The organism is Cytobacillus sp. EB106-05-05-XG126 (assembly GCF_058791715.1).
The window spans coordinates 18,985-35,566 of sequence record NZ_JBYTDU010000016.1; the positions used below are offsets into that span (position 1 = coordinate 18,985).

Annotated in this window: 13 protein-coding genes; 10 read left to right on the forward strand and 3 right to left on the reverse strand. The window is 43.8% G+C overall.

Annotated features, from left to right (window positions below):
* Positions 1–60 precede the first annotated feature (60 nt).
* The 6 genes from pcrB (at position 61) to AC3WTL_RS22370 (ending at position 9,010) form a co-directional block, all read left to right on the forward strand.
* Positions 61–747 (forward strand): heptaprenylglyceryl phosphate synthase, encoded by a 687-nt coding sequence (gene pcrB, locus AC3WTL_RS22345; protein WP_048010469.1) that lies wholly within the window; start codon positions 61–63, stop codon positions 745–747.
* Between the two features lie 77 nt (positions 748–824).
* Positions 825–3,056, forward strand: a complete 2,232-nt coding sequence (pcrA, locus tag AC3WTL_RS22350) for a DNA helicase PcrA (RefSeq protein ID WP_492370061.1) — start codon at positions 825–827, stop codon at positions 3,054–3,056.
* Positions 3,057–3,097: 41 nt separating this feature from the next.
* The gene (ligA, locus tag AC3WTL_RS22355; RefSeq protein ID WP_226620163.1) at positions 3,098–5,104 is read left to right on the forward strand and encodes an NAD-dependent DNA ligase LigA; all 2,007 of its coding nucleotides are present in this window, start codon (positions 3,098–3,100) and stop codon (positions 5,102–5,104) included.
* Positions 5,105–5,119: 15 nt separating this feature from the next.
* Positions 5,120–6,289, forward strand: coding sequence for a CamS family sex pheromone protein (locus AC3WTL_RS22360; RefSeq protein ID WP_222499795.1), 1,170 nt, complete (start codon positions 5,120–5,122; stop codon positions 6,287–6,289).
* A 505-nt stretch (positions 6,290–6,794) separates the two neighbouring features.
* Positions 6,795–8,342 (forward strand): L-glutamate gamma-semialdehyde dehydrogenase, encoded by a 1,548-nt coding sequence (gene pruA, locus AC3WTL_RS22365; protein WP_222499797.1) that lies wholly within the window; start codon positions 6,795–6,797, stop codon positions 8,340–8,342.
* Between the two features lie 116 nt (positions 8,343–8,458).
* A complete protein-coding gene (locus tag AC3WTL_RS22370; RefSeq protein WP_048010916.1) occupies positions 8,459–9,010 on the forward strand; it encodes a cysteine hydrolase family protein in 552 nt (183 codons plus the stop codon).
* A gap of 62 nt (positions 9,011–9,072) precedes the next feature.
* Here AC3WTL_RS22370 and putP read toward each other — a convergent pair whose 3' ends face one another.
* A complete protein-coding gene (gene putP, locus AC3WTL_RS22375) occupies positions 9,073–10,542 on the reverse strand; it encodes a sodium/proline symporter PutP (protein ID WP_261391558.1) in 1,470 nt (489 codons plus the stop codon).
* Positions 10,543–10,985: 443 nt separating this feature from the next.
* Positions 10,986–11,825: an STAS domain-containing protein gene (locus AC3WTL_RS22380; RefSeq protein WP_492370062.1), complete on the reverse strand. Its 840-nt coding sequence runs from the start codon at positions 11,823–11,825 to the stop codon at positions 10,986–10,988.
* 304 nt (positions 11,826–12,129) lie between these two features.
* On the opposite strand from AC3WTL_RS22380, the gene aceA reads away from it, so the two are divergent.
* Both aceA and AC3WTL_RS22390 read left to right on the forward strand, forming a co-directional pair.
* On the forward strand, positions 12,130–13,419 hold the full coding sequence (gene aceA, locus AC3WTL_RS22385) for an isocitrate lyase (RefSeq protein WP_492370063.1): 1,290 nt from the start codon (positions 12,130–12,132) through the stop codon (positions 13,417–13,419).
* 206 nt (positions 13,420–13,625) lie between these two features.
* Positions 13,626–14,060: a YueI family protein gene (locus AC3WTL_RS22390; protein WP_048010911.1), complete on the forward strand. Its 435-nt coding sequence runs from the start codon at positions 13,626–13,628 to the stop codon at positions 14,058–14,060.
* Between the two features lie 178 nt (positions 14,061–14,238).
* On the opposite strand, the gene AC3WTL_RS22395 is transcribed toward AC3WTL_RS22390, so the two are convergent.
* Positions 14,239–14,595 carry a cupin domain-containing protein gene (locus AC3WTL_RS22395; protein ID WP_248349431.1) on the reverse strand — a complete coding sequence of 119 codons (357 nt, stop codon included), beginning with the start codon at positions 14,593–14,595 and terminating at the stop codon, positions 14,239–14,241.
* Positions 14,596–14,817: 222 nt separating this feature from the next.
* Between AC3WTL_RS22395 and gatC the strand changes: the two genes are divergently transcribed.
* A complete protein-coding gene (gene gatC, locus AC3WTL_RS22400; protein WP_009335962.1) occupies positions 14,818–15,108 on the forward strand; it encodes an Asp-tRNA(Asn)/Glu-tRNA(Gln) amidotransferase subunit GatC in 291 nt (96 codons plus the stop codon).
* A 13-nt stretch (positions 15,109–15,121) separates the two neighbouring features.
* The gene (gene gatA, locus AC3WTL_RS22405; RefSeq protein WP_248349430.1) at positions 15,122–16,579 is read left to right on the forward strand and encodes an Asp-tRNA(Asn)/Glu-tRNA(Gln) amidotransferase subunit GatA; all 1,458 of its coding nucleotides are present in this window, start codon (positions 15,122–15,124) and stop codon (positions 16,577–16,579) included.
* The last annotated feature ends 3 nt before the right edge of the window (positions 16,580–16,582 follow it).

Here is a 16,582-nt window from a genome sequence, read left to right on the forward strand (position 1 = left end):
TATTCCCAATCTTAAATGATATAATGATGAAATGGAATGATAGAATGGAGGCAATTTTGCATGTATGATGTTCGCGAATGGAGCCATGTATTCAAGCTCGATCCGGATAAAAATATATCAGATGAAGACCTGGAGAAAATTTGCGAGTCAGGGACCGATGCGATTATTGTGGGCGGAACAGACGGGGTCACATTGGAGAAAGTGCTGGATTTAATGGCCCGCATCCGCAGATACACGGTTCCCTGTGTGCTGGAGGTTTCGTCCATTGACTCAGTTACACCGGGCTTTGACCTGTATTTTATCCCGACAGTCCTTAACAGCCGGGATGTAAAGTGGGTTACAGGCCTTCATCAGGAAGCTGTAAAGGAATATGGGGATATTATGAATTGGGAAGAAATCCTTGTTCAGGGCTATTGCATTTTGAATGAAGAATGTAAAGCCGCGCAAGTCACCAATTCACGCACAGATCTATCTCTTGATGAGGTTAGGGCATATGCAATGATGGCCGAGAAAATGTTCCGCCTGCCAATCTTCTATCTCGAATACAGCGGAAAGTACGGAGATCCAGAAGTGGTTGCAGAGGTGAAAAATACGCTTGAAGATACCGTATTATTTTACGGAGGCGGCATCCTGAGTGCAGATCAGGCAAAAGAAATGGCTGAGCATGCGGACGTCATTGTGGTCGGAAATGTTATTTATGATGATCTGCAGGCTGCATTGGCCACAGTCGAAGCTGCTCGTGCTTAATTCAGGTTGCTGATGGCTAGAAAACAAGATAAGATAGAATATAAGAACATACGTTTCTATGGTGGTGAAGAGAAGGAATGCAATTTTTAACAGATAAATTATTGAACGGACTAAACCCGCAGCAGCAAAATGCGGTAAAAGCAACTGACGGACCACTTCTTATAATGGCAGGAGCGGGAAGCGGAAAGACAAGAGTTCTTACGCACAGAATTGCTTACTTAATGGTAGAAAAGGGTGTAAACCCCTACAATATTCTGGCAATCACTTTTACAAACAAAGCTGCCCGTGAAATGCGTGACCGTATCCATAACATGATGGGCGGAGCAGCAGATGATATCTGGATTTCTACGTTCCACTCGATGTGTGTGCGGATCTTAAGAAGAGATATTGACCGGATTGGCTATAACCGCAATTTTACGATTCTGGATGCAACGGACCAGCAATCAGTTATTAAATCGATCCTAAAGGATAAAAATCTGGATCCCAAGAAATTTGACCCACGTGCAATTTTGGGTTCAATCAGCTCGGCAAAAAATGAATTGATCACTCCTGAAGAGTATGCGAAAACAGCTGGAGATTATATTCAGCAGGTTGCCAGTGATGTATATACAGAATACCAAAAGAGATTGAGACGCAATCAGGCGCTCGATTTCGATGATCTTATTATGATCACGATTCAGCTGTTCCAGCGGGTTCCGGAAGTGCTGGAATATTATCAGAGAAAATTCCAATATATTCATGTGGATGAATATCAGGACACAAACAGAGCCCAGTATATGCTTGTAAAGCTAATGGCAAGCCGATTTAAGAATCTTTGTGTAGTCGGTGACTCGGACCAGTCTATTTATAAATGGCGCGGTGCGGACATTGCCAACATTCTTTCCTTTGAAAAGGATTATCCTAATGCGCAAACCATCATGCTTGAACAAAATTACCGCTCAACAAAAAGGATCCTGCTGGCTGCGAATGAAGTCATCAGCAAGAACCTGAACAGAAAGCCGAAAAATCTCTGGACCGAAAACGCAGAAGGCAATAAGATTTTTTACTATCGTGCCGATAGCGAACAGGGAGAAGCTCAGTTTGTTGCAGGTAAAATCAAGGAATACATCAGCACCGGCCAGCGAAGCGCTTCGGATATCGCGATCTTATACCGCACCAATGCACAATCCCGTGTAATGGAGGAAGTGCTGTTAAAGTCGAACATAGAATATTCCATTGTCGGCGGCATCAAGTTCTACGACCGCAAAGAAATCAAGGACATCCTTGCTTATCTGCGCCTGATTGCCAATCCGGATGATGATATCAGTCTTCAGCGTGTAATTAATGTGCCAAAGCGAGGAATCGGCTCCGGTTCGGTTGATAAAATCGCCAACTTTGCACAGCTTCATGAAATGAGTATGTTTGAAGCACTTGAATCCATTGAACTGATTGGCTTGAGCCCGAAAATTACAAAAGGGGCCATTGAATTCAGGGACCTGGTTAAAAACTATACACAAATGCAGGAATACCTTTCTGTAACAGAACTTGTGGAAGAGCTATTGGAGAAATCAGGCTACCGTGATATGCTGATTTCCGAGAAATCCATTGAAGCACAGAGCCGTCTGGAAAACATTGATGAATTCCTGTCCGTTACCAAAAACTTTGAAGAAGCAAGCGAAGACAAAACGCTTATCGCATTTTTGACTGATTTGGCTCTTGTAGCTGACATTGATAAATTGGATGATGATGGAGAAAAAGCCGAATCTGTTGTTCTTATGACACTTCACTCAGCAAAGGGCCTTGAATTCCCTGTTGTCTTTTTACTGGGTCTTGAGGAAGGTGTATTCCCGCACAGCCGTTCTTTAATGGAAGAGTCTGAAATGGAAGAGGAGCGGCGCCTTGCTTATGTGGGAATCACGAGGGCCGAAGAGGAGCTTTTCATTACGAATGCTCAAATGCGTACTTTATTCGGACGCACGAATATGAATCCGCCATCCAGGTTTATTAAAGAAATACCTGCTGATTTGCTGGACGGCCTTGAACCTGCTAAAAAACCGTCTCCATTTGGATCATCACCATTTGGTTCTCCGTCTGCTTCAAGAGGAGTACAGCCTCAGCGGAAAGCGGTGATTCGTCCATCTGCATCGAACACAGGAGGAGACGATATTGCCTGGAAGGTCGGCGACAAAGCCCAGCACGGAAAATGGGGAACAGGTACTGTTGTTAGTGTGAAAGGATCCGGCGAGGGAACAGAGCTGGATATTGCGTTCCCAAAACCAGTTGGCATTAAGCGTCTGCTGGCCAAATTTGCACCGATTACAAAGGCATAATTCCGCTGCATTTTCAATGGATTATAGAAAGGGTTGAATGTATGGACCTTCAATTGGCAGAAAAAAAGGTGAAAGATCTGCACAACCTTTTGAATCAGTATAATTATGAGTATCATGTTCTTGATCAGCCGTCTGTTCCAGATGCTGAATACGATAGGCTGATGAGGGAACTGATTGAGCTTGAAGAACAATTCCCTGAACTGAAAACAGAGGATTCTCCCACACAGAGGGTTGGAGGGGAAATCCTCGATATGTTTGAAAAAGTGGAGCATCAGTCGCAGATGCTCAGTTTGGGAAATGCCTTCAACGAACAGGATTTAAGAGACTTTGACCGCCGTGTCCGCCAGGGTGCCGGAGAAAATGTTTCTTATGTATGTGAATTGAAAATTGATGGGCTGGCTGTTTCCCTCCGCTATGAGGATGGATTATTTATTCTTGGTGCCACACGCGGTGACGGCTCCATTGGCGAGAATATTACCGCTAACCTAAAGACTATCCGTTCGATACCTCTCCGGCTGAAAGAGAACGTCACGATGGAAGTCCGCGGTGAGGCCTTCATGCCCCGACGCTCTTTTGAGAAATTGAATAAAGCAAAAGAAGAGAATGGGGAGGAGCCGTTTGCTAATCCAAGGAATGCCGCAGCAGGTTCCTTAAGGCAGCTGGATCCGCGCCTTGCAGCAAAGCGCAATCTCGATATTTTTGTCTATGGCATAGCGAATGCGGGGAATACAGGGATTGTATCCCACAGTGAAGGTCTGGATTTTCTGGATAGCCTCGGATTTAAAACAAATAAAGAACGCAAAAGATGTGAAAGCATTGAGGAAGTAATTGAATATGTACAGGGATGGACCCACAAACGTCCGGATCTGTCCTATGACATTGATGGTATTGTAATCAAAGTCGATTCACTGGAGGAGCAGGAGCAGCTGGGCGCTACGGCGAAAAGCCCACGCTGGGCCATAGCTTATAAATTCCCTGCAGAAGAGGTTGTTACTACACTTAGGGATATAGAATTGAGCGTTGGGCGAACGGGCGTAGTTACGCCAACTGCGCTTCTGGAGCCTGTCCGTGTTGCCGGGACGACTGTCCAGAGGGCTTCACTTCATAACGAAGATTTGATCCGCGAAAAAGATATTAAGATTGGCGATCAGGTGGTTGTGAAAAAAGCGGGAGATATTATCCCCGAAGTTGTGAATGTACTGGCAGACAGGAGAACGGGTGAGGAACAGGATTTTAATATGCCGACACATTGTCCGGAATGTGAGAGCGAACTGGTCCGTCTTGATGGTGAAGTGGCTTTGCGCTGCATCAATCCAAAGTGCCCGGCACAAATCAGGGAAGGCCTTATTCATTTTGTTTCCCGCAACGCCATGAACATTGATGGCCTTGGTGAAAAGGTGATCAGCCAATTATTTGCCGAAAATCTGATTAAAGATGTGGCAGATATCTACAAATTAACGTATGAACAGCTTATCCAGCTCGAACGGATGGGTGAAAAATCTGTAAACAATCTTCTTCAGGCGATTCAAAACTCCAAAGGGAATTCTCTTGAAAAGTTGTTATTTGGCCTGGGAATCCGCCATGTGGGAGCGAAGGCAGCCAAAACGCTTGCCCAGGAGTTTAGCCATATGGAGGCACTTGAAAAAACATCCCGGGACGATTTAACAGCAATAAATGAAATTGGTGAAAAAATGGCGGACTCCATTGTTTCCTTCTTTGAACAGGAGGAAGCCCATGAACTGATTGCCGAGCTGAAAGCAGCCGGAGTCAACATGGCTTATAATGGGCCAAAGCCAGTTTCTGCCGAAAGCTCAGATAGCTTTTTTGCAGGGAAAACGGTCGTTCTGACAGGAAAGCTTGAAATCATGAGCCGAAATGAAGCAAAAGATAAAATAGAGGCGCTTGGCGGCAAAGTATCCGGAAGCGTCAGCAAGAAAACGGATGTTGTAATCGCCGGAGAAGAAGCCGGATCTAAACTGACGAAGGCCCAGGAGCTGGGTGTAGAAGTTTGGAACGAGGAGAGACTGGTTGAAGAATTAAATAAGTAAGAGGGTGTAAGCTCCGTGAAAAAACTCTTAATGCTTGCTTTATCCCTAACCCTTCTGCTTGCAGGCTGTGCGCCTAATTTTAATAAGCAGGAGGAAGTCGTTCAGGAAGATAAGAACGAAAAGGATAAGGCAATCATTCCGAACTATAAAATTTCAGACAAGTATTATCGAACGCTGCTGCCGTTTGAACCAAGTGAGTCCAGAGGTCTTGTGGTCAATAATATAAGCACTAAATATGACATTAATGAATTTGAGACCGGATTAATGCGTGTGGCACAAAACTCATTTGATCCGGATAAATACTTATTCCAGGAAGGCCAGTATTTAAAAAGAGGAACAGTCCAGGCCTGGCTTAACCGCAAATTTACTGACGATCAGCTGAAGGAACGCGAGCTGAAAGCCGAAGACAACATTGGCTTAAATCCAATGATTGCAGATGGCGGAGATATTGATAAAAATAATGAAAAAAGCCCGATATACCTGGCACATATACTTGAGCACAACTATCTGCTGAAAAACGATGATGGAAAAGTGGGTCTTGGCGGAGTTGTGATAGGTCTTGCCATGAACTCTGTTCATTATTATCAGAAAGAACAATATGGCGCGACTTTTGAAACCGATATTAAACGGGATGTTCTTGAACGGGAAGGCAAAAAGATGGCTGAAGAAGTCCTTCAGAGAATACGGCAAATCAAGGGTCTGAAGGATGTGCCGGTAACCATTGCTTTGTTTGAACAGCAGGCAAGAACTTCGGTTGTGCCGGGAAGCTTTTTTGCATATGCTAAGGCAGACAAAGGAAGCAATAAGCTAGGCGGATGGGAAGGGATCAGCGAGAAATATGTCCTGTTCCCTTCAAGCGCAGCTGAAAAAAATCATCGTGATGATTTAACCGCTTTTCTTAACTTTAAACAGGATGTGGAAACATACTTCCCTAACTTTAATGGAGTTATCGGGAAAGCTTTCTATGCCCAAGATCAATTGCAGGAAATCAACATTGATATCCCAATCCAATTTTATGGGAAAGCAGAAGGTATTGGATTTACCCAATATGTAACAGGTCTTGTTGTCAAACACTTCCCTGAATACATCTCAGTCCAGGTAAACATCTCATCAGTCAACGGCCCGGAAGCGATTGTAGTCCGGAAAGCAGACCAAAGCGAGCCTTTTGTCCATATTTATCATTAGAACCAGGTACCCAGAAGTGCATGAGAAGCACCTTCTGGGTTTTTTTGTTTTGAGAGCGATGGCTTTGTTGTGATGGCGAAAAAGGAAAGGGGGGATGGTCGCGAAAGAGTCTTCATGGCGCCCAAAAAGGAAGAGTCTCGAGGAAAATGGTGCCGTAGAGCCAACATGCCGCCCAAAAAGGAAAAAGTACAAGGAAAATGGTCTTCCCCGCCTGAAAAATAAAAATCACTCCCAATACAGCATTAAAAAGTTATATATAACAGTTTTATCCAACCCTGCCCAATAGGGCTTCAACTCCTTATCCTTCTAAGTGAAACCGCAACTCTGCCCTTTAGATGTTAATATATAACATCTACGGAGAATGTTTGAAGATAATGTTATTTTCGTGTTAATATAGTCTTTGGATGAAAACGTTTTAAGAGAATAGCGGACCTTGTTCCAGCATGTAAAGAGCGGGGCGCTAGTATCTGACGTTTGATATTTGTACACTCAGGAGGCGGTAAAAATGGTACAACCTTATAAGCATGAGCCATTCACGAACTTTAAAGAAGAAGAACATCGTGAAGCATATTTAAAGGGTTTACAAACTGTAGAAAGCTATTTGGGCCAGGATTATGATCTATTAATTGGCGGAGAGCGCATTTCTACTGAAGATAAAATTGTATCAATCAATCCTTCTAATAAAGAAGAAGTCGTTGGCCGTGTTTCAAAGGCAAACCGCGATCATGCGGAAAAAGCGATGCAAGCTGCTGTGGAAGCATTCAAAACATGGAGAAAAGTAAAGCCGGAAACACGCGCAGATGTTTTATTCAAAGCTGCTGCGATTATCCGCCGCCGCAAGCATGAGTTCTCTGCTCTTTTAACAAAAGAAGCAGGAAAGCCTTGGAACGAGGCAGATGCTGATACTGCGGAAGCGATTGACTTCCTTGAGTACTATGCACGCCAAATCTTAGAAATCAAAGACGGAGTTCCAGTCAACAGCCGTCCGAATGAATATAACCGTTATGACTACATTCCATTGGGAGTGGGCATCATCATCTCTCCTTGGAACTTCCCGCTGGCGATCATGGCCGGCACAACTGTTGCTGCGATCGTAGCAGGGAACACAGTTCTATTAAAACCAGCTTCTACAACACCGGTTGTGGCAGCTAAATTCGTAGAAGTGATGGAAGAAGCAGGCCTTCCAAAGGGCGTTCTAAACTTCGTGCCGGGAAGCGGTGCAGAAGTGGGCGACTACCTGGTTGACCATAAAGACACCCGCTTCATTTCCTTCACAGGTTCACGTGATGTGGGTCTTCGCATCAACGAGCGTGCATCTAAATTAAACGAAGGCCAAATCTGGCTGAAGCGTGTCATCGCTGAAATGGGCGGTAAGGACACAATCGTTGTCGACAAAGAAGCAGACCTTGAATTGGCGGCTACTTCCATCGTGGCTTCTGCTTTCGGATTCTCCGGACAGAAGTGTTCGGCATGTTCACGTGCGGTTATCGTAGAAGATGTATACGATCAGGTTCTAGACCGTGTGGTTGAACTGACGAACGAATTAACGCAGGGCAACCCTGAAGACCAGAGCAATTACATGGGTCCAGTCATCGACCAGGGTGCATTTGACAAGATCATGAGCTACATTGAAATCGGCAAAGAAGAAGGCAAGCTGATGACAGGCGGAGAAGGGGACAATTCTAAGGGTTTCTTTATCAAACCGACTGTATTCGCTGACCTTGCACCAGACGCGCGCTTAATGCAGGAAGAAATCTTCGGGCCTGTCGTTGGTTTCACAAAGGCAAAAGATTTCGACCATGCGCTTGAAATTGCCAACAACACGGAGTACGGCTTAACAGGAGCAGTGATCACACAGAACCGTGAGCACATCCAAAAAGCGCGTGAAGATTTCCATGTTGGAAACCTATACTTCAACCGCGGCTGTACAGGTGCGATTGTTGGATACCAGCCATTCGGCGGATTCAACATGTCAGGAACTGACTCCAAAGCGGGCGGCCCTGACTACATTCTTCTGCACATGCAGGCGAAGACTACTTCTGAAATGTACTAATAGATCTCCACTCGGAGGCGGGAACAGCAACTTGGTTGCTGTTCCTTTTTTAGTTGGATATTCAGCCCGCTGAGGTATATGATGAAAGAAGAACTGCAGATTGGAGTGATGAAAAAATGCCAATTAAAGCCCTGATCAATATTGATTACACAAATGATTTTGTTGCTGAAGACGGTGCCCTGACATGCGGCAGGCCTGGACAGCTATTGGAAAAGAAAATCTCAGAGCTCACACAAGAGTATATCGCTAGCGGGCATTACACTGTTTTTGCCATTGATGTTCATGATAAAGGAGACATCCATCACCCGGAAACAAATTTATTCCCGCCACATAATATCAGAAACACGGAAGGAAGAAATCTTTACGGCTCATTGCAGGAGGTTTATGAAACGAACAAGGAAGCTGAAAATGTTTATTTCATGAACAAAACCAGGTATTCTGCATTTGCAGGAACCGACCTGGAGATAAAACTGAGAGAACGTGGTATAGAGGAAGTGCACCTGGTAGGTGTATGTACGGACATATGCGTCCTGCATACAGCTGTTGATGCTTATAATAAGGGCTTTAGAATTGTGGTTTATAAAGATGCTGTTGCATCATTTGACCAGGATGGCCACGAGTGGGCCTTAAGGCATTTTGCAAAGACCCTTGGAGCGGAAGTAATATAAATCTTTATAATTATGGGAAAATACCCAAAAACCCTCTCCACATAGGAAGAGGGTTTTTGCAATTATTTTTTAAGGACTGATTTATATCGATCGTACTGCTCCTGAACTTCTGCTGATGGTGACTTATCCAGAAGACTGACAACGATAATCGCCAGAGCTGCAAATAGGAAGCCAGGCGCTAACTCATAAAGGTCAAATAGTCCGCCGGTAAGCTGTGCCCAAACAATTACTGTTACAGCACCAACAATAATACCGGCTAGAGCGCCATTACGAGTCATGCGCTTCCAGAACAGGCTCAGGATGATGACAGGTCCAAAGGCTGCACCAAATCCGGCCCATGCATAACTGACAAGTTCCAATACCTTGCTTTCGGGGTTATACCCTAAGAAGATAGCGATAATGGCAATGCCCAATACAGCAATTCTGCCAACAATCATTTCTTCCTTTTGGGAAGCATTTCTTCTAAAGATGGATTTATAGAAATCCTGTGCCAGCGCACTTGAAGAAACGAGCAATTGTGAGTCAACTGTGCTCATGATTGCTGAGAGAATGGCTGCTAATAGGAATCCGGCTACCCATGGATTAAAGAGTACTTGGGAAAACATAATGAACACTGTTTCAGAATTGGCAAGCGGTGCATCTGCAAAGTACGCTATTCCGGCAAAACCTACAAACAGAGCTCCGAACAGTGACAGTACCATCCAGGTCATACCGATCAACCGGGCTTTAGGAACATCATTTGTTGATTTTAATCCCATAAAGCGGACAAGAATATGTGGCTGTCCAAAGTAGCCCAGCCCCCATGCCAGCAGGGAAACAACGCCCACAAACGTGGCTCCTGAAGCAACATCCAAATGAGTTGGATCTATTGCACTGATCTGATTTAATGTTTCATTCCATCCGCCGAGTTCCTGAATCGCGACAATTGGAATAATAATTAAAGCTAAGAACATTAGTATACCTTGGATAAAGTCAGTCCAGCTGGCTGCCAGGAACCCGCCAAATAATGTGTAGGACAAAATGACTGCAGCTCCGACCCAAAGCGCGAGTGTATAATCCATTCCAAATGAATTTTCTAATAGAATAGCACCGCCCACTAGACTTGAAGAAGTATAGAAAGTAAAAAAGATTAATGTAACGATTGCCGAAACAACACGCAATATTTTTGAAGTATCATGGAATCGGTTTTCAAAATATCCGGGTACCGTTATAGAATCGTTGGCTACTTCCGTGTATACACGCAGTGGTTTGGCCACAAACTGCCAATTTAAATATGCGCCGACAGCCAAGCCGATTGGAAGCCAAATCTCTCCCATACCTCCGAGATATACGGCACCAGGCAATCCGAGCATCAGCCATCCGCTCATATCGGATGCCCCTGCACTCAAGGCTGCAACGCCAGGTCCCAGCCCTCGGCCGCCTAATACATAATCAGATAAATCTTTAGTCATTCTGGCTGCAAGCACGCCAATCAGCAGCATGCCGACCAGATACACAATAATCGCAATTAACGTTGGTATATTTATATCCATACTTACTTATTCTCTCCTTTCAGCAAAATATGAGATGCCTGATAGTACGATTAATAATGGCATTGGAATAAGAAGCCAAAGCCACGTCGCCATAGTGAGATCCATTTGTTCACCTCCATTTTTCTCTTAGTATCCCCATAAAATAATTCGTAGGAAAATCACCTTTTATACAGTGACATACAGTTTTGTGTTTGTTAAAAAAATTGTTTGGGGAAAGGTCCAATTCGGAAAGACGTTTATTATCATAACATAATAAAGGTTGGAGGACAAAAAATCTAAAAAACTATAAAGATACAAATGTATAAAAATTCGATATTTCGCATTAATTTGCTGTTATATCTCATATAACAACATAACTATACATCAAAATTAATAAAATTAAGTTGGTGACCTGAAGGGTTTATAAATAAAAAAAGACCTAATTGTCATAGGTCCCGGAAAAATTACAGATTTAATTTTCTGAACATTTTCTCTAAAGAGTTTTCCGTTGTAATATCCTTAAAGTCAATTCCGAGCTGGATGGCTGTCTGTGCGACTTCAGGACGGATGCCGAGCAAGGTTGACTGAACACCGATAAGTTTTAATGAGCTGATAACCTGGAAAATTTGGTGCGCAACCATTGTGTCGACCATGATGACACCCGAAAGGTCAATGATTAAATGAGTAATCCCCAGCTTTACACTCTGCTGCAAAGTAGATTCCATAATAAACTTGGCCCGTTCTGTATCAATATCCCCAATTAGCGGCAGCAGCCCAACTTTTGAGGAAAGCGAGATAACCGGCGTGCTTAGTTCTTTTATTAATAGAGATTGCGCGCTTAATCGGCTCAGCAATATATCCATAAAGTTTTCGGTGAAGGTTTCCATTACATAATCCAGCGTATAATCAATAACTTCCTGCCAATGAAATATATCTCCTGCTTTAATATCCAAGTCGGCAGTTTCGGCAAAACGTTTTATATGCATCCAATAAACCTTTCGGAATATGGAAAGATTTCTCTGAACATCGACAAGGGAGGTTCTGGATTTAACCCGATCAGCGGACGTCTGCTTTGTCCAGTTGGCTATCGTTTCCTTCATTTCTTCTTCTGTCTGAAGCAGCGATTTTGCTACAGTCCTGAAATACTTTGTATTTTGCTCCTCAACTTTCCTTGCCCTTTCCAGCGGGGCATCGGCGGAATAGTCGGAACCAGCCTTTACGACCTGAAAACTTCTCCAATCCTTCGTCATATCAGGGGCTTTTTCAACTAGATAATTATATAAAGATCGATTTTTATCTTCCATAAATTCTCCTTCATCCATCAGAATGATCAAAAAAACAACTAATCTCTATATCATAACACAGAGAGTGAAGGTGAAAAGGAGCGGAATGTTATATTCAGTAAATTTTAAATTTTTTAATTAAGGGGTTCCCATTCCGGATTAACTGTTATATAATACAAAACATAGATATTTAATTGTCTTATAACAACATAGAGTAATAATATAACAGGATTATATTATTAGTACTGTTATGTTACAGAGTGTTTTGCAGCCGGGATCTTGCTGAAATGATGATTTTTCTAAATTAAAAGGAGGATTTAATCAAATGGCAGATGAAAGAGTGCGTCAGTTGCAGGAAAGCTGGGAAATGGATGAACGCTGGAATAGAGTAGAAAGACCGTACACCGCTGAGGAAGTCATTAAGTTAAGAGGATCAATTGATATCGAACATACATTAGCTCGCCGTGGTGCAGAGAAGCTATGGAAGCTTGTGAATGAAGAAGATTTCGTCAATGCATTAGGGGCGTTAACGGGAAACCAGGCTGTACAGCAGGTTAAGGCTGGGTTGAAGGCCATTTACTTAAGCGGCTGGCAGGTTGCTGCCGATGCGAACCTGTCCGGAAATATGTACCCGGACCAAAGCCTGTATCCAGCCAACAGTGTTCCAAGTGTAGTAAAAAGAATTAATCAGGCCCTTCAGCGTGCTGATCAGATTCATCATATGGAAGGGGATCATTCCATTGACTGGTTCGCTCCAATTGTAGCAGATGCTGAAGCAGGGTTCGGTGGCCAGCTTAATGTATTTGAACTTATGAAAGGCATGATTGAATCGGGTGCCGGCGGAGTACACTTCGAGGACCAGCTTTCTTCTGAGAAGAAATGCGGCCATCTAGGCGGAAAGGTATTGCTTCCAACGCAGACGGCTGTTAAGAATTTAATTTCTGCAAGGCTGGCAGCAGATGTTATGGGAGTGCCGACTGTTATTGTCGCCCGGACTGATGCTAACGCAGCTGACTTGATTACAAGCGATGTAGATCCATATGATGCACCTTTTATTACAGGGGAACGCACTCCAGAAGGATTCTTCCGGACAAAGGCAGGACTCGACCAAGCGATCGCTCGGGGATTGGCGTATGCTCCTTATGCAGATCTGGTATGGTGTGAAACATCTGAACCTGATCTTGATGAGGCCAGGCGCTTTGCTGAAGCCATTCATGAAAAATTCCCTGGCAAGCTGTTAGCGTATAACTGCTCTCCATCATTTAACTGGAAGAAAAAGCTCGATGACGAAACGATTGCAAAATTCCAGGTAGAGCTCGGCAAAATGGGCTACAAGTTCCAGTTCGTTACTTTAGCTGGATTCCATGCGCTGAACCACAGCATGTTTGAATTGGCACGAGGCTATAAAGACCGTGGCATGGCTGCGTATTCTGAACTGCAGCAGGCCGAATTTGCCAGCGAAACACATGGCTACACGGCGACAAGACATCAGCGAGAAGTAGGCACCGGCTATTTCGACCAGGTTTCCATGGTCATCACTGGCGGGACTTCCTCGACAACCGCTTTAAAGGGATCAACCGAGGAAGACCAGTTCACTGAAAAGCAGGAAGCTTAGTTTCTACCCTATGTAATTTGATTTTTTATCTTGTATATTCTCCTAATTTACACCTCTCTTCCTTGGAAGGGAGGTATTTTTTACTTATCAGGCAAGCACAGTACCTCTTTCGAAAACATACATATTATATAGGCTAAATTTGAAATAGGGCATAATACTGAATACAATGAAAGCACTGAGGTCAAATAAGGACGGAGGATGTACAATTGGCTGAAAATATAGATGATTATCTTCAACAGGGGATTCATGGACAGAAACAGACCAAGCCTGATGAGCGCCGCAAATTTCTTGGCTCGCTTCGGGAGAGGGTTATCATTGCCTTGAAGCAGCCGCAGATGAGGGAGGATGGAATCTATCCGCAGGTGGAAGAGGCCCTTAAAGCCAACAGCAAAGCTCATCTTTATCTGAATGGAAATATGAGCTACTCCTATTTATCAAAATATATTAAATTGGCTTCAGGCTATAAGGTCGAATATACAATCGTTACCAACAAAGAACATAATTCTGAGATCGGGCTGGTTCTAGCCTATGATTATGCAATTGATAAACCGGAAATATTTGTGGATAGGAAAACGGTCAAAGCAGAAGCGAAAAAGGCGAAAAAAGGCGGCCTATTTGCCAAACTATTTAAGCGGAAATGAGCAGCGTCTGGCGCGCTGCTCTATTTTTGGGGGTAAAGCATCACAATACCGGCCGAAATGTGGAGTTTACGGGCCAAATTTAAAAAATACCGGCCGAAATACAGGATTTACCGGCTAAATATAATAAAATACCGGCCAAACTTCTGCTTTTACCGGCCAATGCCAATTGTTCCGCTTTCTATTCCAAAGGCTTCAGATACTTATGCGGGTCCAAATCAGGACCTTCAATCACAATTGCAGTCATGCCAAGGTAAGAACCTGATTCATGTTCCTCGCCTTCAGACCAGTAAACAGCGGTTCCTTTTTGGACTGCAACCTGCTCACCGCCAGCGGTTTTAACCCATCCTTCGCCGTCAGCGATGAGAAATAGCTGGGGACATGCTGCCGGATGCATCCCTAAAACACTATTATCCTTAAGATGGATACACCCAACTGTAGCTGTTTTGTTTCTGATAATCGGGCTGATGCTGGCATTGTGGCTGCTAAATTGACTAATTTCCCTGCTGACATCCAAATCAAATCGGAAAAATTCCATAATCTTACCTCCTGTACTTATAATCGCATCCCCATTAATTCGGTTTTACTTTTCATATATCCTCTAGAGAAAGACACAAACACACATTTCTCCCTCAACTCATGGTAAAATAAGCAGAAGATTGCTGAAACAGCCCGCTCTCGCGTGTTGCTTTAACGCGTGAAAGTTTGGTATGATCATAATAATTGTGCATAGAGAGTATCATTTTTGGAGGTGGCATTAATGTCGAGAATTTCAATAGATCAGGTTAAGCATGTTGCGCACTTGGCGCGACTTGCCATGACTGAAGAGGAAGCTGTAGCTTATACGGAACAGCTGGACAAAATGATTTCATTTGCAGAACTTTTGAATGAGCTTGATACAGATCATGTTGAACCAACATCCCATGTTCTTGATATGAAAAATGTATTGAGGGAAGATAAGGCGAATAAAGGGCTTCCACAGGAAGAAGTTTTGAAAAATGCGCCGGAACATCAGGATGGCTATATAAAAGTGCCGTCTATCATTGAGTAGGGAGGGGAAAATGGTGAGTTTATTTGATCATAAGGTATCTGAGCTTCATCAGCTTTTACATAAAAAAGAAATAACGGTTACTGATCTTGTCAGTGAATCGTACAAGCGAATCGGTGAAGTAGAGGACAAAGTACAGGCTTTCTTGACGCTTGATGAGGAAAGAGCCCGAGAAGCAGCAAAAAAAATGGATGACAAAATTGGAACGGACGAAGCAAAAGGCCTTTTGTTCGGAATGCCGATCGGAGTTAAGGATAACATCGTAACGAAGGGACTGCGGACCACAAGTGCGAGTAAAATTCTTGAGAACTTTGACCCGATTTATGATGCAACCGTTGCTTCCAAATTACATAATGCTGAAACCATTACAATCGGCAAGCTGAATATGGATGAATTTGCTATGGGATCATCCAATGAGAATTCAGGTTTTCAGGTAACCCGAAATCCCTGGAATCTTGAAAGAGTTCCCGGCGGGTCTTCCGGCGGCTCTGCTGCTTCTGTTGCAGCAGGAGAGGTTTTATTTTCTCTTGGATCAGATACAGGCGGCTCAATCAGACAGCCTGCTTCTTATTGTGGAGTTGTTGGGTTAAAGCCAACATATGGAAGAGTATCCCGTTTCGGACTGATAGCATTTGCCTCATCTTTGGACCAGATTGGACCAATTACCCGCACAGTTGAAGATAACGCCTATCTGCTTCAGGCTATTTCAGGTGTGGACCCAATGGATTCTACTTCAGCAAATGTAGATGTCCCAAGCTATGCTGAAAGCTTAACTGGCGATATTAAAGGGTTGAGAATCGCCGTACCAAAAGAATATTTGGCTGAAGGTGTAGATGAAGATGTACGCCAGTCAGTTCTGGAATCCCTGAAGGTGTTAGAAAAACTCGGGGCATCATGGGAGGAAGTTTCCCTGCCGCACTCCAAATATGCACTGGCAACGTATTATCTGCTGTCCTCCTCAGAGGCATCGGCAAACCTGGCTCGCTTTGATGGCGTACGCTATGGCTATAGAACAGCGGATCCTGAGAGTTTAATCGATTTATACAAAAAGACCCGTGCAGAAGGCTTCGGGGATGAAGTAAAACGCCGTATTATGCTTGGGACATTTGCTTTAAGCTCTGGCTACTATGATGCTTACTACAAAAAGGCACAAAAGGTGCGCACACTAATTAAACAGGACTTTGAAAATGTTTTTGAAAAATATGATGTCATTATTGGGCCAACAGCACCAACTCCTGCCTTTAAGATTGGTGAAAATACATCTGATCCGCTGACTATGTACGCAAACGATATTCTGACTATTCCAGTAAACCTTGCCGGCGTGCCTGGAATCAGCGTACCTTGTGGATTCGCGGATGGATTGCCGCTTGGCCTTCAGATTATCGGAAAGCATTTTGATGAAAGCAATGTTTACCGCGTAGCGCATGCTTTTGAGCAGGCTACAGAATTCCATAAGCAAAAACCGGGACTGTAAGGG

Excerpts from the sequence above, each read along its gene's own strand:
- AC3WTL_RS22380 (WP_492370062.1), bottom strand. The coding sequence starts at position 11,825 with ATGGAAGATAAAAATCGATCTTTATATAATTATCTAGTTGAAAAAGCC.
- gatC (WP_009335962.1), top strand. The coding sequence starts at position 14,818 with ATGTCGAGAATTTCAATAGATCAGGTTAAGCATGTTGCGCACTTGGCG.
- pcrA (WP_492370061.1), top strand. The coding sequence starts at position 825 with ATGCAATTTTTAACAGATAAATTATTGAACGGACTAAACCCGCAGCAG.
- aceA (WP_492370063.1), top strand. The coding sequence starts at position 12,130 with ATGGCAGATGAAAGAGTGCGTCAGTTGCAGGAAAGCTGGGAAATGGAT.
- putP (WP_261391558.1), bottom strand. The coding sequence starts at position 10,542 with ATGGATATAAATATACCAACGTTAATTGCGATTATTGTGTATCTGGTC.
- ligA (WP_226620163.1), top strand. The coding sequence starts at position 3,098 with ATGGACCTTCAATTGGCAGAAAAAAAGGTGAAAGATCTGCACAACCTT.
- pruA (WP_222499797.1), top strand. The coding sequence starts at position 6,795 with ATGGTACAACCTTATAAGCATGAGCCATTCACGAACTTTAAAGAAGAA.
- AC3WTL_RS22370 (WP_048010916.1), top strand. The coding sequence starts at position 8,459 with ATGCCAATTAAAGCCCTGATCAATATTGATTACACAAATGATTTTGTT.
- pcrB (WP_048010469.1), top strand. The coding sequence starts at position 61 with ATGTATGATGTTCGCGAATGGAGCCATGTATTCAAGCTCGATCCGGAT.
- AC3WTL_RS22395 (WP_248349431.1), bottom strand. The coding sequence starts at position 14,595 with ATGGAATTTTTCCGATTTGATTTGGATGTCAGCAGGGAAATTAGTCAA.